Origin of the sequence: Rheinheimera sp. (assembly GCF_037442345.1) — a bacterium.
GTDB lineage: Bacteria > Pseudomonadota > Gammaproteobacteria > Enterobacterales > Alteromonadaceae > Pararheinheimera.
The window spans coordinates 176,273-192,470 of sequence record NZ_JBBIQL010000003.1; the positions used below are offsets into that span (position 1 = coordinate 176,273).

Below are 16,198 nucleotides of genomic sequence, written 5' to 3' on the forward strand. Positions count from 1 at the left end.
CACTAATTTACCTCTCTGAGCATGTAAAAAGCATCAATGCCTAGGAAAAGATTCATTGTCCCCAGCCCTTGGCCTGTATGAATATCCATGGACATATTCGTGCTGTTGAACAGTGGCGCCTGTTTGTCCAAATGAGCCAATAAGGCTAATAGCTGATAGGTATCACCACTGGCTTTGATCGAAGCTCGTTGCTGATAAATACTGGCTTGTTCCAATGCCAACTGTGGCGGCTCCCAAGTAAAACGTTCACTGCTTATTTGAAACTCGGCTAGCATGGCTTCCAATTGCTGTTGCGCAGCCAGTTGAAAAGCCTCTGGCGAATCATACAGCGTCAACTCGCCAAATGCTTTGGCTCTTGCTTCAGTCGCTGTCGTCTCAACATCACGCCATTGTTGCTCCTGTTCAAGCAATTGTTCCATTTTGTGGATACTGCGTTTAAGCAACGCCTGAGCGGTTAACTTCTCTTCCACCCCTTCCATTACCGGTACAGCCAACCATTTAAGAAGCACCAGACTCAAAATTAGCATTAACAGTGCCTTTTGCCTTTGATTGGTCATTCCTAGGACTCCATGGAAAAGCGAATCACAAACTGCTCTATGCCATCCCGGCCAATGACATCCATCAAAAAGCTGGCTGAACGAACTCCGGGTTGCTGACTGAGCAATTGCAGCACTTGTGTCGCCTTAGGTGCTTTGCCATACAAGGTGTATGTATTGGCCGCTGCACTGACTAAAACCTTATTCACTTGAAGATCAGTTTGTTTGAACAAAGGAAACAATGCCCGCCACACTGCATAATCCATCTTGGCGGTGCTGGTTTCCAGCCCTTGCAATAATTCAATATCATTGGCGGCCTGCTCAACCCGTTTTTGTAATTCAAGTAAAGGACCGACCTGAGCTGTCAGCTCTATCTGTTTTTGCTCTGCCCATCCTGTCTGAATATCCAACACCTTGCCATACAAAAACACTGTCAAACTGAAGACAGAAGCAGCCACCAGGCCCCCCATAGCCCAGCTCTGTTCATCGATTTTATTTTGCGGATCATGAAAGAAAAAACCCGCCAACTGGCGTTGAACTAATACTGATGGATTGGCCAGCATTTGCTGATGTAGCTCTACCCGGTTCAGTCGAACAATGTCAAGTTGCGGTACCCCAATAGCAGTACACACCACTGATGCCTGCTTCATCAAACCTTTCGCTTGCACAGATGCCGTTAAGCCGCGGTAGCTCAAAACCCACAGCTGGGTTTCCTGCGCGTCAAAACACACCAACTGCTCCGGAAAATACTGCCGTATCAGCCAGCTTTCCGGCACTAAAAAGGTCGGTAGCCAAGGATGCAGTGCAGCTTTTATGGAGTCTTTCAAGTAAAAGAAACAGACTTGGCGCCGCCCATCCATCAGTTCGCCGATCGAAAACAATGCAGGCGCCTCTGAATCCTGCAATTCAAGCTTTATAATTTTTTTCAGTTCAGATTCGTCTTCAACCTGATAAAAAGCGGTTGTTTCGTCGTAGTCCTGGTTACGCATCACGACCAAGCGTTGCATCAGTCGCTGCTCAGGCTGCAGCATCCGATCATTCCGGTAAGGATAAAACACAAACTGAGGCAATCCCCATTCCAAACCACGCCTAACTGCGGAAGCTATGCTCATTCTCCTGCTTTCACCCTGCTGCTTTTACCTATGTTTCTTTGCTCAGACATCCTGAAACACCGACTCCCGACTTAAAAACAGTAACGGGTCCTTCAGGTTTTGTTTATTGATAAATACAACCAACTGATAAGCCCAAAACCCGTCACCTGCAGTCGACCTGATCTGGATGCAATACATCGGACCTGCAAAGCTGACTCCAAGCTCATCATCGAGCTTAGTTAATTCAGCAACCCGTCTAGAATAGAACTCGTATTCTACCTGCTTTTCTCTTAAAGATTGAATTTCTTTTGTGATCTCATCACCAAACAGCAACCGCAGTACATGCTCAGGCGATGCCGATGGATTGTAGGAACCTAAACTTTGCCAATTCACATAACGATTTAATACATGAAGCAACTCAGTGGTCATCCCTTTAAGATAACGCAGCTCTGAGGAATGCTGAACCCAACGATTAGGTAGAGCCGTCTCAAACGCATTGCTTTCAGTCTGTGAGCCACGGCTAGTCCCATCCCTATCAATAAAATCTAACAAACTCTGGCTGACAGTTTGAGGTTCTTGGGTCAAGCCGGTTTGGCTGATTAATTGAGTTAACAGCCTTTCGCTGACCTGGTTATCTCCAATTGTGATAAGACCATTCATCGACTGAATGCTCACCTGCACACCAGGCTTAAAACTAAAAAATTCGCCGTAGATGTTCCAACCAGGGATACGCCGGTAATTCTCTATCGATTGCGTCAACATTAACGCCATCAGCTCACTCTCAGCCGATTTTGCCTGCATCATTGCCTGCATTTTATCTGTCAGCCGCAGTGCTGCCTGGGTTTGTTGCTTCACCTTTTGAGTAATAAACATAGCCAGCAGACTGAGAATGACCGATAGCAGTAGCACTTGGAATAACGCAATGCCTTTTTGCCGGCAGCCTGTGCGCATCAATTCTCACCTACTTCATTTTTGCCAAATATTTTTCCAAGGGTTCCAGGTAAATCAAACATTAAATCGCCACTGTCAGACTCTATGCGAATTTTCACAGGTAATGATTTTCGTTGCACAGCATCGTGCTCCGGGCGCCACTGCGCAGGTTCTACCGACATCATGTCGTCTGTTACTTCCGGCTTACTAAAATAACTGAAGCTGATAGACGACAAACCTCGTTGTAACACAAGTCTGTCGGTGAAATTTAACTCTTGGTTCAACAGTGTCAGGTAATCTTTGGTCAATGACGCTTCTTCATACACCAACATCCATCCGGTTTCCTGAACTGACCGTTCCCTGAAGAGTCGTATCACAACCAAATCATCCGCATTGGCGAACAAAGAACGGGACGATACTAACGTAAAACCTTCGTCACGCCCAAGGAAATACCCCAGGTTCTGGCCATTTTCACTTTTAACAACAAAAGGCAATGCGGACTGAACGACATCTGATACTTGTAACAAAGAGCGAGCGTACACCTGTTGCTGATCAAAACGCGCGAAGGTATCGTTCCAATACCTGCTGTAGAACAGGAATGATGTACTGACAAGTGCCAGTAACATGGCCAGAATTGCAAAGGTGATCAACAATTCAACCAGGGTCATCCCCAGCTGTGAACGGGCTTGTCGAAACCTTACATCAACCATTCGATATAGCTCCAGTTCAGACCCGGATTTTGCACTGAGCTGATAGATACATTGTAGGTTCTGACCCGAGGGATTTCTTCAGCAGCAACCGGCACATCTAACACCAAAGGATGCATAGGTTTCTGCTCTATAAGTACAGCATGCCAGCGGAATTTCCGGGACTGGATCATGAGTTCACCTTCCATGCTGTCCGTTGCGCCCTTTTGGCTTAAAGCATCTCTGACTTGAGGAATTAACAGAGGAACAAAAGTCACTTCGGCCACTCGTTGTTCCGCCCTTTGACTGCTCTTGGTCGCCACTGAGACCAAATTCGCCATCACCACCAACACAGAAAACAGGATCACGGCACCGACCAGAACTTCGATAAGTGTCATGCCTTGTTGCTTATTGAATGTGGACATAATCATCAGGTTTCAGGCCAATCAACTCAATAAGCACCAATCTTTCTTCACGACCTCTGTTTTTCAGCTTGACCACTGCAACGTCCGGAAAGCCATTCCTGTTAAAATTGACATACAGGTCCTCTGCGGAAATAAACTCATAGACGTAGCTGGACTGCTGCGAAGCCGATTTGATACTCAGTTCAGTTCCTTGCATCTGTACCTGATACAACTGGCCACTGACATAAGCCAGGTTGCTGACGTCACGGATTTTCTGCCGGATATCCAACAACTCCTTTTTCGCCCGATAAGCGTCAATTCGTTCCAGTGCCAAAGGCCCCACCAAAGACAACAACAGGGACGAAATGATCAGCACTACCATCAATTCGATCAGGGTAAACCCACGTTGACGGCGGTTAAAGGCCGACATCATTCACTCCGACAATACTCAGCATCAGACTGACCACTACGCTGCCCACTATGGCCCCCATCACCAGGATCATCAGAGGTTCGAGTAAGTTCATAAACCGCGTTACATCCGACTCAAACTCCTGACGGCTGCGGTTGCGGATATCCACAAACACGGAACCGAGTTTGCCACTTTGCTCCCCCACTTCGAGCAGGCTCAGGTAGAAATCCGGAAACAATGAGCTGTGGGATAATGCCGACTGCAGGCCTGTGCCTTGTTTGAGCTGGTTTAATGCGTATTGAATTTCACTCTGCAGTGTTTTGCTCAGCACATTGCCACAGGCCAAAGCCACTGCATTATCAATTTTAATGCCGGCATTCAGCATCAGTACCACACCGGAACAGAATTTAATGCGCTCAGACAAGACAAAAAAACCTTTGATCAGCGGTAACCGGGGTAACACATCGACCAAACGCTCCTGCAAGCGCCATTCCTTACGGTAATAAAACGCCAGCATTGCTCCGGCCAGCAGGCTGAGAAATAGCAGCCCCTGGTACGCCACCAACCATTCGCTGGTGGCCAGGATCAGCGCGGTATAAGCGGGTATGTCTTCTCGGCCCTGGAACATGCCCGCCATATTGGGGACCACAAAGTTGAAGATAAACAGCACCGCAATTATGCAGACCATTAAAATCACAGCCGGGTAGGTAATGGCCTGCTTGATTTTGTTCTTCAACTGCACTTTGAAGTGCATATTTTCCGCCAATCCCCGGAATACAGCAGGTAAAGTAGCTGTTTCTTCACCGATTCGGATCAGGTTGATATAGAGTTTGTCAAAATGCTCAGGGTAAGCGGCAAAGGCTTGAGAAAGTTGTTCACCTTTGTTGATCTTTGCGCTGATGGTCTGAATTACTTTACCGGCAGATGATTGCTGTTTGGCCCGGCCGATAATAGCAAGGGCTTTGTCAATTTTGACGCCATTCTCCAGCAACATACTGAGTTCAGAGGTTATAAACTCAAAATCTTCGAAGCTGGGTCCGGTACCGGGTAACAACTCACTGATGGATGCGGACGCAGGTTTCACTGAACTGACCAGCACTCCCTGCTTTTTCAGTTCAGCTTTTGCCTCCTGAATGGAATCCGCTTCTATCACTCCTGAAGTCCGGGCGCCGGAGCGGGCTACGCCCTGATAGTCAAACTTCATTTTTAACCAGCCACCCTCAACACTTCAGCAATATCCGTCTGGCCTTTGATTGCTTTGAGCAAGCCGTCTTCCAACAAAGTGCGGGCACCTCTGGCTTTATTCACCGCTTTGGCCTGCTGCAAAAACTGCGGATCTTTTGGCAGCACACGGATAGCCTCGTCACACCGCAGGTATTCCACCAAAGCCACCCGGCCTTTATAACCCGTATTGTTACAATGTGGGCAACCTTTGGGTTGTTTTAACTTCAGCTCAGCCAAACCATGCTGCTGCGCCAGTTGGTCCAGCTGGTATTTTTTCTGATAAAAACCTGCTTCTTCCATTGCCAGAGGTTCAGCACACTCTGAACATAAAGTCCGGGCCAGACGCTGTGCAATAATAGAAACAAGAGCCGCATCCAATAAAAACTCTTCAACCCCCAAGTCCAATAAGCGGGTATAAGCACTGGGGGCGTCATTGGTGTGTACTGTACTGAACACCAAATGCCCTGTTAACGCAGATTGCATGGCAATGCGGGCCGTTTCCACATCGCGGATTTCGCCCACCATAATAATGTCTGGGTCTTGCCGGACCACACTGCGTAAGCCTGCGCTAAAGGTAAAACCAATGTCGGAATTCACCTGCACCTGGTTAATGCCATCAAGCTGATACTCCACCGGATCTTCCAGAGTGATAATTTTCACTTCGTCCGAATTCAGCTGACTGAGGAAGCTGTACAGCGAGGTGGTTTTGCCGCTGCCTGTGGGCCCCGTCAACAAGATAACTCCGGCCGTTTTACGGATGTCTTCTTCAATCTGTTGCACTGTATCGGTTTCAATGCCCAACACCGCCAGATCAAACTTCAGCGCTTCTTTACGCAAAAAACGCATCACTATGCTTTCACCCTGTTGCAAAGGTAAGGCCGACACCCGGATATCCAGTTCTTCCTGCGCAATTTTAAAGTTGATTTTGCCATCCTGTGGCCGGCGTTTTTCCGCTATATCCATACCGGACAGAATTTTTAACCGGGTGACCAAGGCCAGCTGCAAGGAGGCGGCGACAAATTCTTCGCTGTGCAGCACCCCATCCACCCGGAAACGGACCCGAAGGCGGCCGTTGACGGGCTCAATATGCATGTCTGAAGCCCGCACTTTCATCGCCTTCCCTACCAGGCTGTTGAACAGGTTCACCACTGGTGCTTCCTGTGCCAGCTCACGCAGTTTGGCTTCTTCAAGATTTGTCAGTGCCGGATCGTCAGCGGTATTTTGTTGGGGGATGTCAAACTGTTCGGCAAAACCAGCCAACAGCGCTTTGTTCGCCAGGACCAGAGGGTAGTCACCAAGCTGCTGCAATAACTGATGGGCCGTGACATTCAAAGGGTCTAAACACAGCACCTGTACCTGTTGATCCGGTAACATCAGACAAAACCAATGTTGCGCGGCCAACTGGCGGATCAAATCCAACTGAGTTTCATCGTCGGGTAACCAGGCCACCGCATCTTCAAGCTGCGTGGCATCCGCTGTATTCAGCTCCAGATACAGTGCATACAGCTCGGTCAGCACGTCTTCATCCAGGCCGCCCATATTTACCAGAATATGTTCAAGGCGCCCGGCATATTTCTGTTGGAACTCTTTCGCTTTGGCCAGATCGGTTTCAGCCACACCAAAGCGGGCCGTCAGTAACTGCTCAAGAGACATCATTTATGGATGATATCCTCGTTGTCACCTTCGCCCCCGGGTTGTTTATCTGCGCCGAAAGATTTCAGGCTGTATAAAGCGCCGTTATCACCTGGCGTTTTGTAGTCATAAGCCGCTCCCCAAGGATCCAGCGGTACTTCTTTCGGCAGGTAGGGCCCATCCCAGCCAGAGGCTTTGCTTTGTGTCAATTCGGTCAGACTCGCCGGCACTGTGCCCACATCCAGTCTGTAGGTATTGATCGCTGTTTCCAGCATCGCCATTTGTGTCTGAGCTGTTTTACGTTTGGACGAGGACACTTTACTGAACATGTCCGGCGCTACCAAAGACGCTAGCAACCCTATGATAACTATCGTAATTAATAACTCGATCAGCGTAAAACCCTGTATCCGATTTAACTTCATCTGAATTCCTATTTTCTTTTCCAAACCGCGAGGCGGCATCTTAACCTATGCTGCCGAACGCGAACAAGCCAAAGCCAGCCCAGTGCTAAAGCACTGGTCAGTCCGGCAAATAGTTTTCCACTCCACTTCTGGCAATCACCTTCTCCCACAACAATTCATCATTAATCAGCGGCAGCATGGTGTTATGGCTGAATTGTGGAGGCCAGCTGTGCAGCTCATCCAAATTGGCGTATTGGACTGAATACCGGCTTAAAAAGTTCTTGGTCCAGTCATTCAGATACCCCAACACCGGCAACCCTGCGGCTGCGTACTCCATCAATTTGGTCGAAGTCTGGAACTTATAAGGCCGCAGATTCGGCACTGCATTCAGGCCTACCGTCGAACGCTCCAGCCAACCCGGAATATCTTTGTGATGCACCCGGCCGGTAAACAAAATTTGTGGCTGACTGGCAAACTGGCGTTTCAGCACCGCAGGTGCATCCCCTACCATTGCAATACGCAAATCTGGTTTGATGCTGAGTAAACGCTGCAGAATAGCCGCCAGTTGCCGGGTTTTATCCATAGCGCCTATATACACCAGATCAAATTCTTTGGTGCTGTGCTGGCGTTGCAAGAATTCCTGACAAATCCCCATGTCTCTGGTCAAGGTGGGTACTTGATCCCGAAACTGCATCAACTGACGCTGATTATCGTTTTGAAAAATCCGTAAATCCGGCTCAGGCAATGCCTGTTTCTTCAACCAATCCTTACAACCGGCCAAAGGCGGTAGTGATAATGATGCAAATTCATGGACCAAATATTGGTGAGGCAGAGGTTTATAACGATAAAAACCCATAAAAAACCACACAATATCATAGAATTGTAGCTTTTCAGCTGTTGTTTTAACGTCCACCTTATATCGCCCGGAAAAGTACGCACGATATGCATGTAACTCTGGCAAATCCGCCCTGCCCGAATGCACGAAGCACAATGACTTCATCGGCGCCCTCCCCAAGTGAAACGCGCAAGACAAGGGAAATGACGCAGCGCTATATTTTTTAAAGCAACATTGAATGTACCAGCCCCAGACAAAGTTAACAGACGTAAAGATCGCCACTCTTGAGTATTCAAATACCAGTAAAATTTCTGAGCTCGGCGTTGTGATCCATTCATTATATTGCCATAACGCTCAAGCAGCAGCTGATAGCCTTGCTGGCGCTCAGCCGAATCTGAAATCCGCTCAGACTGATGGTCCTGCCTCAAACGGTAACTACAACTGGCCAATCTGCGGCCTGCCCCATAAACCTGACTCAATCTGATCCAGCAATCGTAATCCTGACAGGACCTGAATGCAGGATCAAAACCGCCTATACTTCTTAGATACTCAGTCATGGTAAACAGCTGATTTCCAACAGAGTTTCGCATAAGCAACTCTTCAGGCGACAGTTCTGCTGATTTTCTACCGAAGCAATAAGCAAACTTAGAGGTAACCACCTCATAGCCTGAACACAAAAAAGCAGCAACAGGCCACTTGCGCCATTCCGAGACAAAATGTTCAAGACGCCATGATAAAAACTCGTCGTCGTCATCCAGCCCAGTTATAAAACGCCCTTGCGCAGCAGATATAGCTGCATTCCTCGCAACACAAGCCCCCGAGGGAGTATCGAGACGATACAACTTTATACGGGCATCCATTGCAGCTACTGCCTCAATTTCAGAGCGAAATGCCTCGTCGGAACAATCATCGACTATGATAACTTCAAACGTCTGGTAAGACTGAGATAAGCAGCTGGCAACAGCTCTTCGTAAAAAATCCGGTCGATTTCTCGTTGGTATATAAATAGATACCAGCTCAGATTCGGATGAAAATCTGCAACTGACACTATTCTCTGAAGATACAACCAAAGCAAATTCCGGGAGCTGTGGGAGCAACATTGTTTCATCAGTCTTCCACATAGCCAAGCTCCTTAATTCCTGCAAGCCGGGCATACAGTTGATCGTATTGCGTACAAACCACATCAAGAGAGAAGAAAGCCAGCACCCGTTCACGGGCCCGAACACCTATCACTGTTCGTTGTTCAGGCTCTACCATTAACAACTCAGTAATAGCTTTGGCAAACAGAGATGGGGATAAAGGTGGAACTATAAATCCGGTATCGCCAATTAACTCGCGGCAATCACCTACATCTGTGGCTATACAAGGCAAGCCAATGCTCATTGCCTCACCCAACGCCATTGGGAATGCCTCACTTCTTGAGGGTAAGCAAAACAGGTCAAAACAACTTAAAAGTACAGGAACGTCATCCCTTAGACCAAGCAATCTGACTTTATCCGCTACACCATGCCTTTTAAGCAAAGCGTCTAATTCCACATTAGCACTGTCGTTGTCTCTGCCAACCAACACACAAACCCAATTTAATTCTTGAGGTAATAAAGCTAAAGCTTCTATCAGGATATCTTGTCCTTTATCAGGGTGATATCGGCCAACAGCACCAATCAATGTCTGGTTATCGGCAACCCCCAGTTGTCGCCGTATCGTTGCTATCTGGCTATTCGTTGCAGGGATAAGAGGTAAAAAACCGTTCGAAATAACTGAAAATTTATCAGCTTTATAGCCATAACCAATATGATTACGGCGCGCGACATCGGCAACGGCAACGATGGAATCCGGCAGTATTGACGACAGATGCGCACAGGCTTTCATCACTAACTTGGTTAGCGGACGACCTATTGGTAGATTCGAGCAATGAATTCCCCACACAATATGCTTTACACCAGCAAGCTTCGCAGCAACGCCTCCAAGCAAATCTGCATGATACATCCAAGTTTGAACTAAATGCGGCTTCAGTTTTTTCAGCAATTTCGTCAGCCGCAATAGAGCAATGGGAAAAGCAAGCTTCCCATTCATGTTTAATGCAATAACTTCATACCCTTGATGACGAAGCCGTTGGCCTATCGGCCCTTCGTCCTGCAAAGAAATCACCACAACATCCTGCTTACGCTCCGGATTACGGGTTAATAATCGCTCCAGCATTATTTCCGCACCGCCTATATCGAGGCCTGTACTGATGTGTACAATTTTCACACCCATACTCCATGTTATTCCGCTTAATCAGGCAATTTGCTGATTAAATAGGTGTAGATATCTAGAGAAAATTGCCATTGAATAAATCATTGCAATTGAAACCAATGGGCTGACATTAACGTGACAGGCCTAATCAGGAAATGCGACGGATTTTAACTTAACAGTCGCAGAAAACAAAATGTTTCCGGACTTATGTGTAAATCGAATTATACAGTGATGCACACAGGATATAGCAGATAATTTGGGATAAAACTCTGGTTATTCTTTCGGCACGCAACCAGCTGACCCTATGTAAAAGTCGTAAAAAAGTGTTCCTTAAGTAGCCGTTCAGGTTATTCAGTGACATAATTGTGTCCTTTTAAAAGTTCACTCTTTGAAATGGCATTAAGTACAGTGACCTATGCAAGAAATCGTTAATAAAATTAGCGCTGAAGACGCTGGGCTGACGGATGTCGGCGAATTGCATCCCAAACCCTTTATGTCCAGGCGTGACACGCTGAAGCAGCAGGTGATTTATGTCTATTGCCCTCCGGAGCGGGAGTTGGATATAGGTCTGATTGTTGAGGACTACACCTTTGATATGGTGATCAACGATTACTCCCTGACAGACTTCAGCTCGAAAGTGATTTGTCATTTTGAAAGCAACAAGCTGGACAAAGACCACCGCGAGTTTTTGGTGCGGGCCATGGAGTTTGGTGCCTGGGTGGAACCGCTGGTCAGTTATCTGGATTCCCGTCTGGGCTATACAGAAGTGCGTTTGCTGCAAAGCAGTTACTTTTTACACCAAAAGGCCTTTTCGATTCTGTCTAATGGCCGTAGCCAGTTTAATAAACGGATGTTTGATTTAGTACTGGCCAGTGTTATTGCGTTGCTGACGTTACCTGTCTGTCTGCTCACCGCCATTCTGATCAAACTGGAAAGTAAAGGTCCGGTTATTTATAAGCAGCTGCGCACAGGCCAGTACAACCGGGAATATTATGTCTACAAGTTCCGCTCGATGCGCAACGATGCTGAAAGTAACGGCGCCCAGTGGGCCAGTGAAAATGACAGCCGTATCACCAAAGTAGGCAATTTTATCCGCAAAACCCGTATTGATGAGTTACCCCAGCTGATCAATGTGTTTTTAGGTGACATGTCGCTGATCGGCCCCAGGCCTGAGCGCGAGGTCTTTATTGAAGAGTTGGAAAAATCCATCGTGTATTACCGCTTCCGTCACGCCGTTAAACCGGGTATCACCGGTCTGGCACAGGTGCGTTACCCTTATGGGGCATCGGTTGAGGACGCGGTCTGGAAGCATAAATACGATATTTTTTATATCAAACACCACTCATTTTGGCTGGATATCAGGATCTTGTTCGCTACCTTAAAAGTAGTGATCTTTGGCATGGGACGCTAAGGTATGAATGTTGGTTTTATCATCACCAAATCGGAAGTTGGTGGTGCTCAGGCTTGGGTCAAAAATGTCTCAGGCTTTTGCGAAAACTCCAGACGTTTCCTTATTTCATCTGAGCATGGCTGGCTGAACAGCTTCTTCGCTGACGAGCAGAGCCTCACCCTTCCCTCCATGGGCAAACTGTTTTTTTTGCGGGATTTATTCCGTTTAAAACACTTCATCCGTAAGCACAATATTGGTCTGTTGGTGGCCAGCTCTGCCCATGCTGGCGTGATGGCCCGGCTGGTCAAATTGCTAACCCCTGTTCAGGTTTATTATGTTTCGCATGGCTGGTCTTTTAACTACAACGGCGGCTTGCTGCGCTTTGTCTTTCGAAAAATTGAACAGTGGCTGGCAGCACTGACCGATAAAATTATCTGCATATCAGGTGCAGATTATCAGATAGCGCAGGAAACGCTGAAAATTGAACAGGACAAGCTGCTGCTGATCCCCAATAAGGTATTTAAACCACAACCTTCAGGTCTGGAGCCGCCATTAGACAGACGCCCGAACTCCCCGAATTTATTGTATCTTGCCAGGCTGGAATCGCCGAAAAGGCCTGAACTGCTTAATCTTCTGAATCATTTTTCTGTCCAGATTGACGTGATAGGCCAAGGAAGTCTGGCCACGCAAATTCTGCCTGCAAGTAATATCAGGTTGTGCGGAGAAGTAAAAGATTTCGGTAACTTCAGTGCCTACGATGGTTTGGTCTTGCTATCAGACAGCGAAGGCTTGCCCATGTCGGCCATTGAAGCCGCCGCCTGTGGTTTGCCATTGTTTTTAAGCGATGTCGGGGGCTGCAGTGAGTTAGTGCGCTACCAGAATGGCATGGTTACGCCAAATGACGCCATGGCATTGCAGGAAAACTTCAGTTACTTTTTGAATAAACTGCCCTACTTCAGCAAACAGGCCCAGCATGCCAGTAAGTACTTTGATTTAAATGCCGACCGCGATATATGGCAAACCTTGTTTAAAAATCCTGCCTGATTTCAGGCAGGATAGCTCTATTCGTTCTGATAGTAGGCCCGGTACCAATCCACGAAACTCTGCACCCCTTCTTCAATCGGAGTTGCCGGTACAAAGTCGATATGCCGCTCAAAGTCTTCCACATCGGCAAAAGTCGCTTCTACATCCCCTGGTTGAATGGGCTGGTAATCCCTGATTGCTTTTTTGCCAGTCGCAGCCTCAATAGCACAAATTAAACGCTCCAGCTCCACAGGCTGACTGTTACCTATATTAAATAACTTATAAGGTGCAGAACTCTCACTACGGGCACCGGCAGCGTCAGACCAGTCCGGTTTTGCCAGAGGTGCTTTAGCCTGGATACGGATGATCCCTTCCACAATATCGTCAATATAAGTGAAATCCCGCTTCATTTTTCCGTAGTTAAATACCTTAATAGGCTCACCATTTAAAATGGCTTTGGTAAATAAAAACAGAGCCATATCAGGCCGGCCCCAAGGGCCATACACGGTAAAAAAGCGCAGCCCTGTCGTAGGTATGCCGTACAAATGGCTGTAGCTGTGTGACATCAGTTCATTGGCTTTTTTAGTGGCTGCATAGAGAGATACCGGATGATCCACTCCATCCTCAGGTGAAAATGGCATCTTTTTATTCAGTCCATAGACAGAGCTGGAGGAGGCATAGACCAGATGCTGAACCCTGTGTTGACGACAGCCTTCCAGCACATTCAAGTGCCCTATCAGGTTGCTGTCGGCATAAGCCATCGGGTTTTCCAGCGAGTAGCGCACACCAGCCTGTGCCGCCAGATGGATCACCCGGTCAAACTGGCCTTGTTTAAACAACCCGGCCATCCCTGCCCTGTCCGCTATATCCAGCTCGACAAAGTGAAACCGGGCATTTTCGCTGAACAGCGCCAAGCGGTCCCGCTTCAGCTGGGGATCGTAATAGCTGTTCAGATTGTCTATCCCTGTGACATCCATCCCCATCTGTAACAGGCGCTGACTGACATGAGCCCCTATAAAACCGGCCGCACCGGTCACTAACAACTTCACTTAATCACTCCCAAACAAATCGCGGGTGTAAACTTTATTCTGGACATCAGCCAAAGCCTCATTGTGACGATTGGCAATAATCACGTCAGAAACTGCTTTAAATTCATTCAGATCGCTGATGACTCTGGAACGGAAAAACTGTTCTTCTTTCAGCTCCGGCTCATAAATCACCACTTCAATGCCTTTGGCTTTGATGCGTTTGATCACCCCCTGAATAGCAGAAGAACGGAAGTTATCGGAGCCAGCTTTCATCACCAGGCGGAACACACCAACCACATTCGGCCGGCGGCTGATAATAGAGTCGGCAATAAAGTCCTTGCGGGTTTTATTGGCTTCCACAATGGCACCAATAATGTTATTCGGCACCTCTTTGTAATTGGCCAGTAGCTGTTTGGTGTCTTTGGGCAGACAATAACCACCATAACCGAAACTGGGGTTGTTGTAGTGGTTGCCAATACGCGGGTCCAGACCCACCCCTTCAATAATCTGTCTGCTGTTGAGCTGATGGCTTTCGGCATAACTATCCAGCTCGTTAAAATACGCCACCCGCATTGCCAGATAGGTATTGGAAAACAGCTTGATAGCCTCAGCTTCTGTACTGTCAGTAAACAGGGTCACCACATCAGGTTTACGACAACCCTGCGCCAATAAACGGGCAAATAACTGAGCCTGTTCACCGTGGTCCCCGACAATAATGCGGGACGGATACAGGTTGTCGTGTAAGGCTTTGCCTTCGCGCAGAAACTCGGGAGAAAAAATGATCGAACTGACCTTCAAACGTTCACGCAGCGTCTTGGTAAACCCTACAGGGACAGTGGATTTGATCACAATAGTGGCTTGCGGGTTCAGCAGCAGCACGTCCTGGATCACCGACTCTACCGAACTGGTATTAAAATAATTGGTATCCGGGTCATAATCAGTCGGTGTGGCAACCACAACAAACTGCGCATCACAATACGCCAGGCTTTTGTCTGTCGTGGCGGTAAAATCCAAATCATCCCGTAACAAAAAGCTTTGAATATCTTTGTCATCAATAGGTGAATGACGCTGATTTAACAGTTGCACCTTGTGCTCATTTAAATCCAGCGCAACCACTTTGTTGTGCTGAGACAACAGCATGGCATTTGCCAAACCGACATATCCGGTGCCGGCAACTGCAATTTTAATCCCTGACATAATGCACTCTTTTTAATCCACGCAAATCGATAGTAAAAAATTTAGAAAAATACATGACGATGATAAAACCAACGATTGGAAAAATTCGACCAGAAATATGACTGGGATCCCCATAAATAGGCAGTAATACCGACAAGTTAAGCAACATATAGCAATAAAAAATCCGCCTTACACTTAAAACCCTGATCTGACTAACTATCGCATCGACGGCCGACAGCACATAGCCGGTGAAAAATCCGAAGAAGATAAAGCCAAAATATCCCAGATTTAAATAACTCAATGTCAGTATATCGGCTGGCACAGAACTACTATTTCCAGCCAATCCTTTTGCAATGCCGAATAATAACTCCGTATTTACAGCCTCAACAGAAACCATATAATCAGACCACAGCCGCTGTGGCATCCAATAAATAGGTAATGAAAAGAAATCCAGTCCAAGCCGAAAACTATCTGCCTTGTTCAACGCATTCATTAAGCTGGATACCGGAAAAACCAATTCCATTGATAACATTTGCATGATTCCAGAGTAGTCTTTACGATCCAAAATATTATTGACTGAAATAAGAAGCAACAGGAATAAAACAAAGAGACAGCTCATTCGAAAAAATCGAGGTTGCAAATCAGTATCCCTGATCACAAATGTCATAAAGAAAACCATGAAATAAAACAAAAAAACAATTCGACCAAGCCAAGAAAACAACACATAAACAGAAAAAATCATAGCAACAACAAAAAACACAAAAGATATTAACTTGTATTTTTTCGGAAAAATTGAAAAAAACAAATAAGACGCGATGAAAGAGAAACTACCAAACGCGATGAGGAAAGAATATGGGTTGGCAGGTAATTCATGCATAGCTCCAGAGCGCAAAGCTCCGCTATATGCTAAATAAGCGAAATAACCTCCATAAACAGAAACATACAGACTGTATCCAACAATAGATAAAATCAATAAAATCAGCGCTGAAAAAAAATATCGCGTGAGAACTCTGCTTTCAGATTCGCTCTGCATGTTCACTTTCTTTGCAAAATCCATTATTCCTTTACTTCTGCGTTTTTCAAAAGAATAACCACCAAGAAACACTGAAATTAGAAATAAAAAACTAATAGGGATATATACCCATGCGTCCTTTGAATATGTCTGACTAAACTGAACTGCAAGCGCACCATATTCAAT

17 protein-coding genes are annotated in these 16,198 nt (G+C 46.7%); 2 read left to right on the forward strand and 15 right to left on the reverse strand.

The window, feature by feature from the left end:
- Positions 1-2: 2 nt before the first annotated feature.
- The 12 genes from WKJ04_RS02800 to WKJ04_RS02855 form a co-directional block, all read right to left on the reverse strand.
- Positions 3-557 carry a hypothetical protein gene (locus WKJ04_RS02800; protein WP_337879023.1) on the reverse strand — a complete coding sequence of 185 codons (555 nt, stop codon included), beginning with the start codon at positions 555-557 and terminating at the stop codon, positions 3-5.
- A gap of 2 nt (positions 558-559) precedes the next feature.
- The gene (locus tag WKJ04_RS02805) at positions 560-1,567 is read right to left on the reverse strand and encodes a hypothetical protein (protein ID WP_337879024.1); all 1,008 of its coding nucleotides are present in this window, start codon (positions 1,565-1,567) and stop codon (positions 560-562) included.
- Positions 1,568-1,690: 123 nt separating this feature from the next.
- A complete protein-coding gene (locus tag WKJ04_RS02810) occupies positions 1,691-2,578 on the reverse strand; it encodes a hypothetical protein (protein ID WP_337879025.1) in 888 nt (295 codons plus the stop codon).
- Complete coding sequence (locus WKJ04_RS02815) at positions 2,578-3,267, reverse strand: type II secretion system protein (protein WP_337879026.1); 690 nt, start codon at positions 3,265-3,267, stop codon at positions 2,578-2,580. The genes WKJ04_RS02810 and WKJ04_RS02815 overlap by 1 nt, the downstream gene beginning before the upstream one ends.
- Positions 3,255-3,674, reverse strand: coding sequence for a prepilin-type N-terminal cleavage/methylation domain-containing protein (locus WKJ04_RS02820; protein WP_337879040.1), 420 nt, complete (start codon positions 3,672-3,674; stop codon positions 3,255-3,257). The genes WKJ04_RS02815 and WKJ04_RS02820 overlap by 13 nt, the downstream gene beginning before the upstream one ends.
- Positions 3,652-4,077, reverse strand: coding sequence for a prepilin-type N-terminal cleavage/methylation domain-containing protein (locus WKJ04_RS02825; RefSeq protein ID WP_337879027.1), 426 nt, complete (start codon positions 4,075-4,077; stop codon positions 3,652-3,654). Before WKJ04_RS02825 ends, WKJ04_RS02820 begins: the two co-directional genes overlap by 23 nt.
- A complete protein-coding gene (locus WKJ04_RS02830) occupies positions 4,064-5,260 on the reverse strand; it encodes a type II secretion system F family protein (protein ID WP_337879028.1) in 1,197 nt (398 codons plus the stop codon). The genes WKJ04_RS02825 and WKJ04_RS02830 overlap by 14 nt, the downstream gene beginning before the upstream one ends.
- Positions 5,261-5,262: 2 nt before the next feature.
- Positions 5,263-6,936 (reverse strand): GspE/PulE family protein, encoded by a 1,674-nt coding sequence (locus WKJ04_RS02835; RefSeq protein ID WP_337879029.1) that lies wholly within the window; start codon positions 6,934-6,936, stop codon positions 5,263-5,265.
- A complete protein-coding gene (gene gspG, locus WKJ04_RS02840; RefSeq protein WP_337879030.1) occupies positions 6,933-7,334 on the reverse strand; it encodes a type II secretion system major pseudopilin GspG in 402 nt (133 codons plus the stop codon). Before gspG ends, WKJ04_RS02835 begins: the two co-directional genes overlap by 4 nt.
- A gap of 97 nt (positions 7,335-7,431) precedes the next feature.
- On the reverse strand, positions 7,432-8,073 hold the full coding sequence (locus tag WKJ04_RS02845; protein WP_337879031.1) for a glycosyltransferase: 642 nt from the start codon (positions 8,071-8,073) through the stop codon (positions 7,432-7,434).
- Between the two features lie 236 nt (positions 8,074-8,309).
- The gene (locus tag WKJ04_RS02850; RefSeq protein ID WP_337879032.1) at positions 8,310-9,269 is read right to left on the reverse strand and encodes a glycosyltransferase; all 960 of its coding nucleotides are present in this window, start codon (positions 9,267-9,269) and stop codon (positions 8,310-8,312) included.
- A complete protein-coding gene (locus WKJ04_RS02855) occupies positions 9,256-10,398 on the reverse strand; it encodes a glycosyltransferase (RefSeq protein ID WP_337879033.1) in 1,143 nt (380 codons plus the stop codon). The genes WKJ04_RS02850 and WKJ04_RS02855 overlap by 14 nt, the downstream gene beginning before the upstream one ends.
- 580 nt (positions 10,399-10,978) lie before the next feature.
- Between WKJ04_RS02855 and WKJ04_RS02860 the strand changes: the two genes are divergently transcribed.
- On the forward strand, positions 10,979-11,794 hold the full coding sequence (locus tag WKJ04_RS02860) for an exopolysaccharide biosynthesis polyprenyl glycosylphosphotransferase (RefSeq protein ID WP_337879038.1): 816 nt from the start codon (positions 10,979-10,981) through the stop codon (positions 11,792-11,794).
- Positions 11,795-11,797: 3 nt separating this feature from the next.
- A complete protein-coding gene (locus WKJ04_RS02865) occupies positions 11,798-12,817 on the forward strand; it encodes a glycosyltransferase (protein ID WP_337879034.1) in 1,020 nt (339 codons plus the stop codon).
- Between the two features lie 17 nt (positions 12,818-12,834).
- Here the strand turns inward: WKJ04_RS02865 and WKJ04_RS02870 are convergent, their stop codons facing one another.
- The 3 genes from WKJ04_RS02870 to WKJ04_RS02880 form a co-directional block, all read right to left on the reverse strand.
- Positions 12,835-13,845 carry an NAD-dependent epimerase gene (locus tag WKJ04_RS02870; protein WP_337879035.1) on the reverse strand — a complete coding sequence of 337 codons (1,011 nt, stop codon included), beginning with the start codon at positions 13,843-13,845 and terminating at the stop codon, positions 12,835-12,837.
- Positions 13,846-15,012: a nucleotide sugar dehydrogenase gene (locus tag WKJ04_RS02875; protein WP_337879039.1), complete on the reverse strand. Its 1,167-nt coding sequence runs from the start codon at positions 15,010-15,012 to the stop codon at positions 13,846-13,848.
- A partial coding sequence (locus WKJ04_RS02880) for a hypothetical protein (RefSeq protein ID WP_337879036.1) occupies positions 15,008-16,198 on the reverse strand: 1,191 nt, incomplete at its 5' end. The genes WKJ04_RS02880 and WKJ04_RS02875, both read right to left, overlap by 5 nt.

What these genes read in the sequence shown, in the direction of transcription:
- WKJ04_RS02805 (WP_337879024.1), bottom strand. Translation starts at nt 1,567, where the DNA reads ATGCTGCAGCCTGAGCAGCGACTGATGCAACGCTTGGTCGTGATGCGT.
- WKJ04_RS02830 (WP_337879028.1), bottom strand. Translation starts at nt 5,260, where the DNA reads ATGAAGTTTGACTATCAGGGCGTAGCCCGCTCCGGCGCCCGGACTTCA.
- WKJ04_RS02820 (WP_337879040.1), bottom strand. Translation starts at nt 3,674, where the DNA reads ATGATTATGTCCACATTCAATAAGCAACAAGGCATGACACTTATCGAA.
- WKJ04_RS02825 (WP_337879027.1), bottom strand. Translation starts at nt 4,077, where the DNA reads ATGTCGGCCTTTAACCGCCGTCAACGTGGGTTTACCCTGATCGAATTG.
- gspG (WP_337879030.1), bottom strand. Translation starts at nt 7,334, where the DNA reads ATGAAGTTAAATCGGATACAGGGTTTTACGCTGATCGAGTTATTAATT.
- WKJ04_RS02810 (WP_337879025.1), bottom strand. Translation starts at nt 2,578, where the DNA reads ATGCGCACAGGCTGCCGGCAAAAAGGCATTGCGTTATTCCAAGTGCTA.
- WKJ04_RS02850 (WP_337879032.1), bottom strand. Translation starts at nt 9,269, where the DNA reads ATGTGGAAGACTGATGAAACAATGTTGCTCCCACAGCTCCCGGAATTT.
- WKJ04_RS02835 (WP_337879029.1), bottom strand. Translation starts at nt 6,936, where the DNA reads ATGATGTCTCTTGAGCAGTTACTGACGGCCCGCTTTGGTGTGGCTGAA.
- WKJ04_RS02860 (WP_337879038.1), top strand. Translation starts at nt 10,979, where the DNA reads ATGGTGATCAACGATTACTCCCTGACAGACTTCAGCTCGAAAGTGATT.
- WKJ04_RS02865 (WP_337879034.1), top strand. Translation starts at nt 11,798, where the DNA reads ATGAATGTTGGTTTTATCATCACCAAATCGGAAGTTGGTGGTGCTCAG.
- WKJ04_RS02800 (WP_337879023.1), bottom strand. Translation starts at nt 557, where the DNA reads ATGACCAATCAAAGGCAAAAGGCACTGTTAATGCTAATTTTGAGTCTG.
- WKJ04_RS02815 (WP_337879026.1), bottom strand. Translation starts at nt 3,267, where the DNA reads ATGGTTGATGTAAGGTTTCGACAAGCCCGTTCACAGCTGGGGATGACC.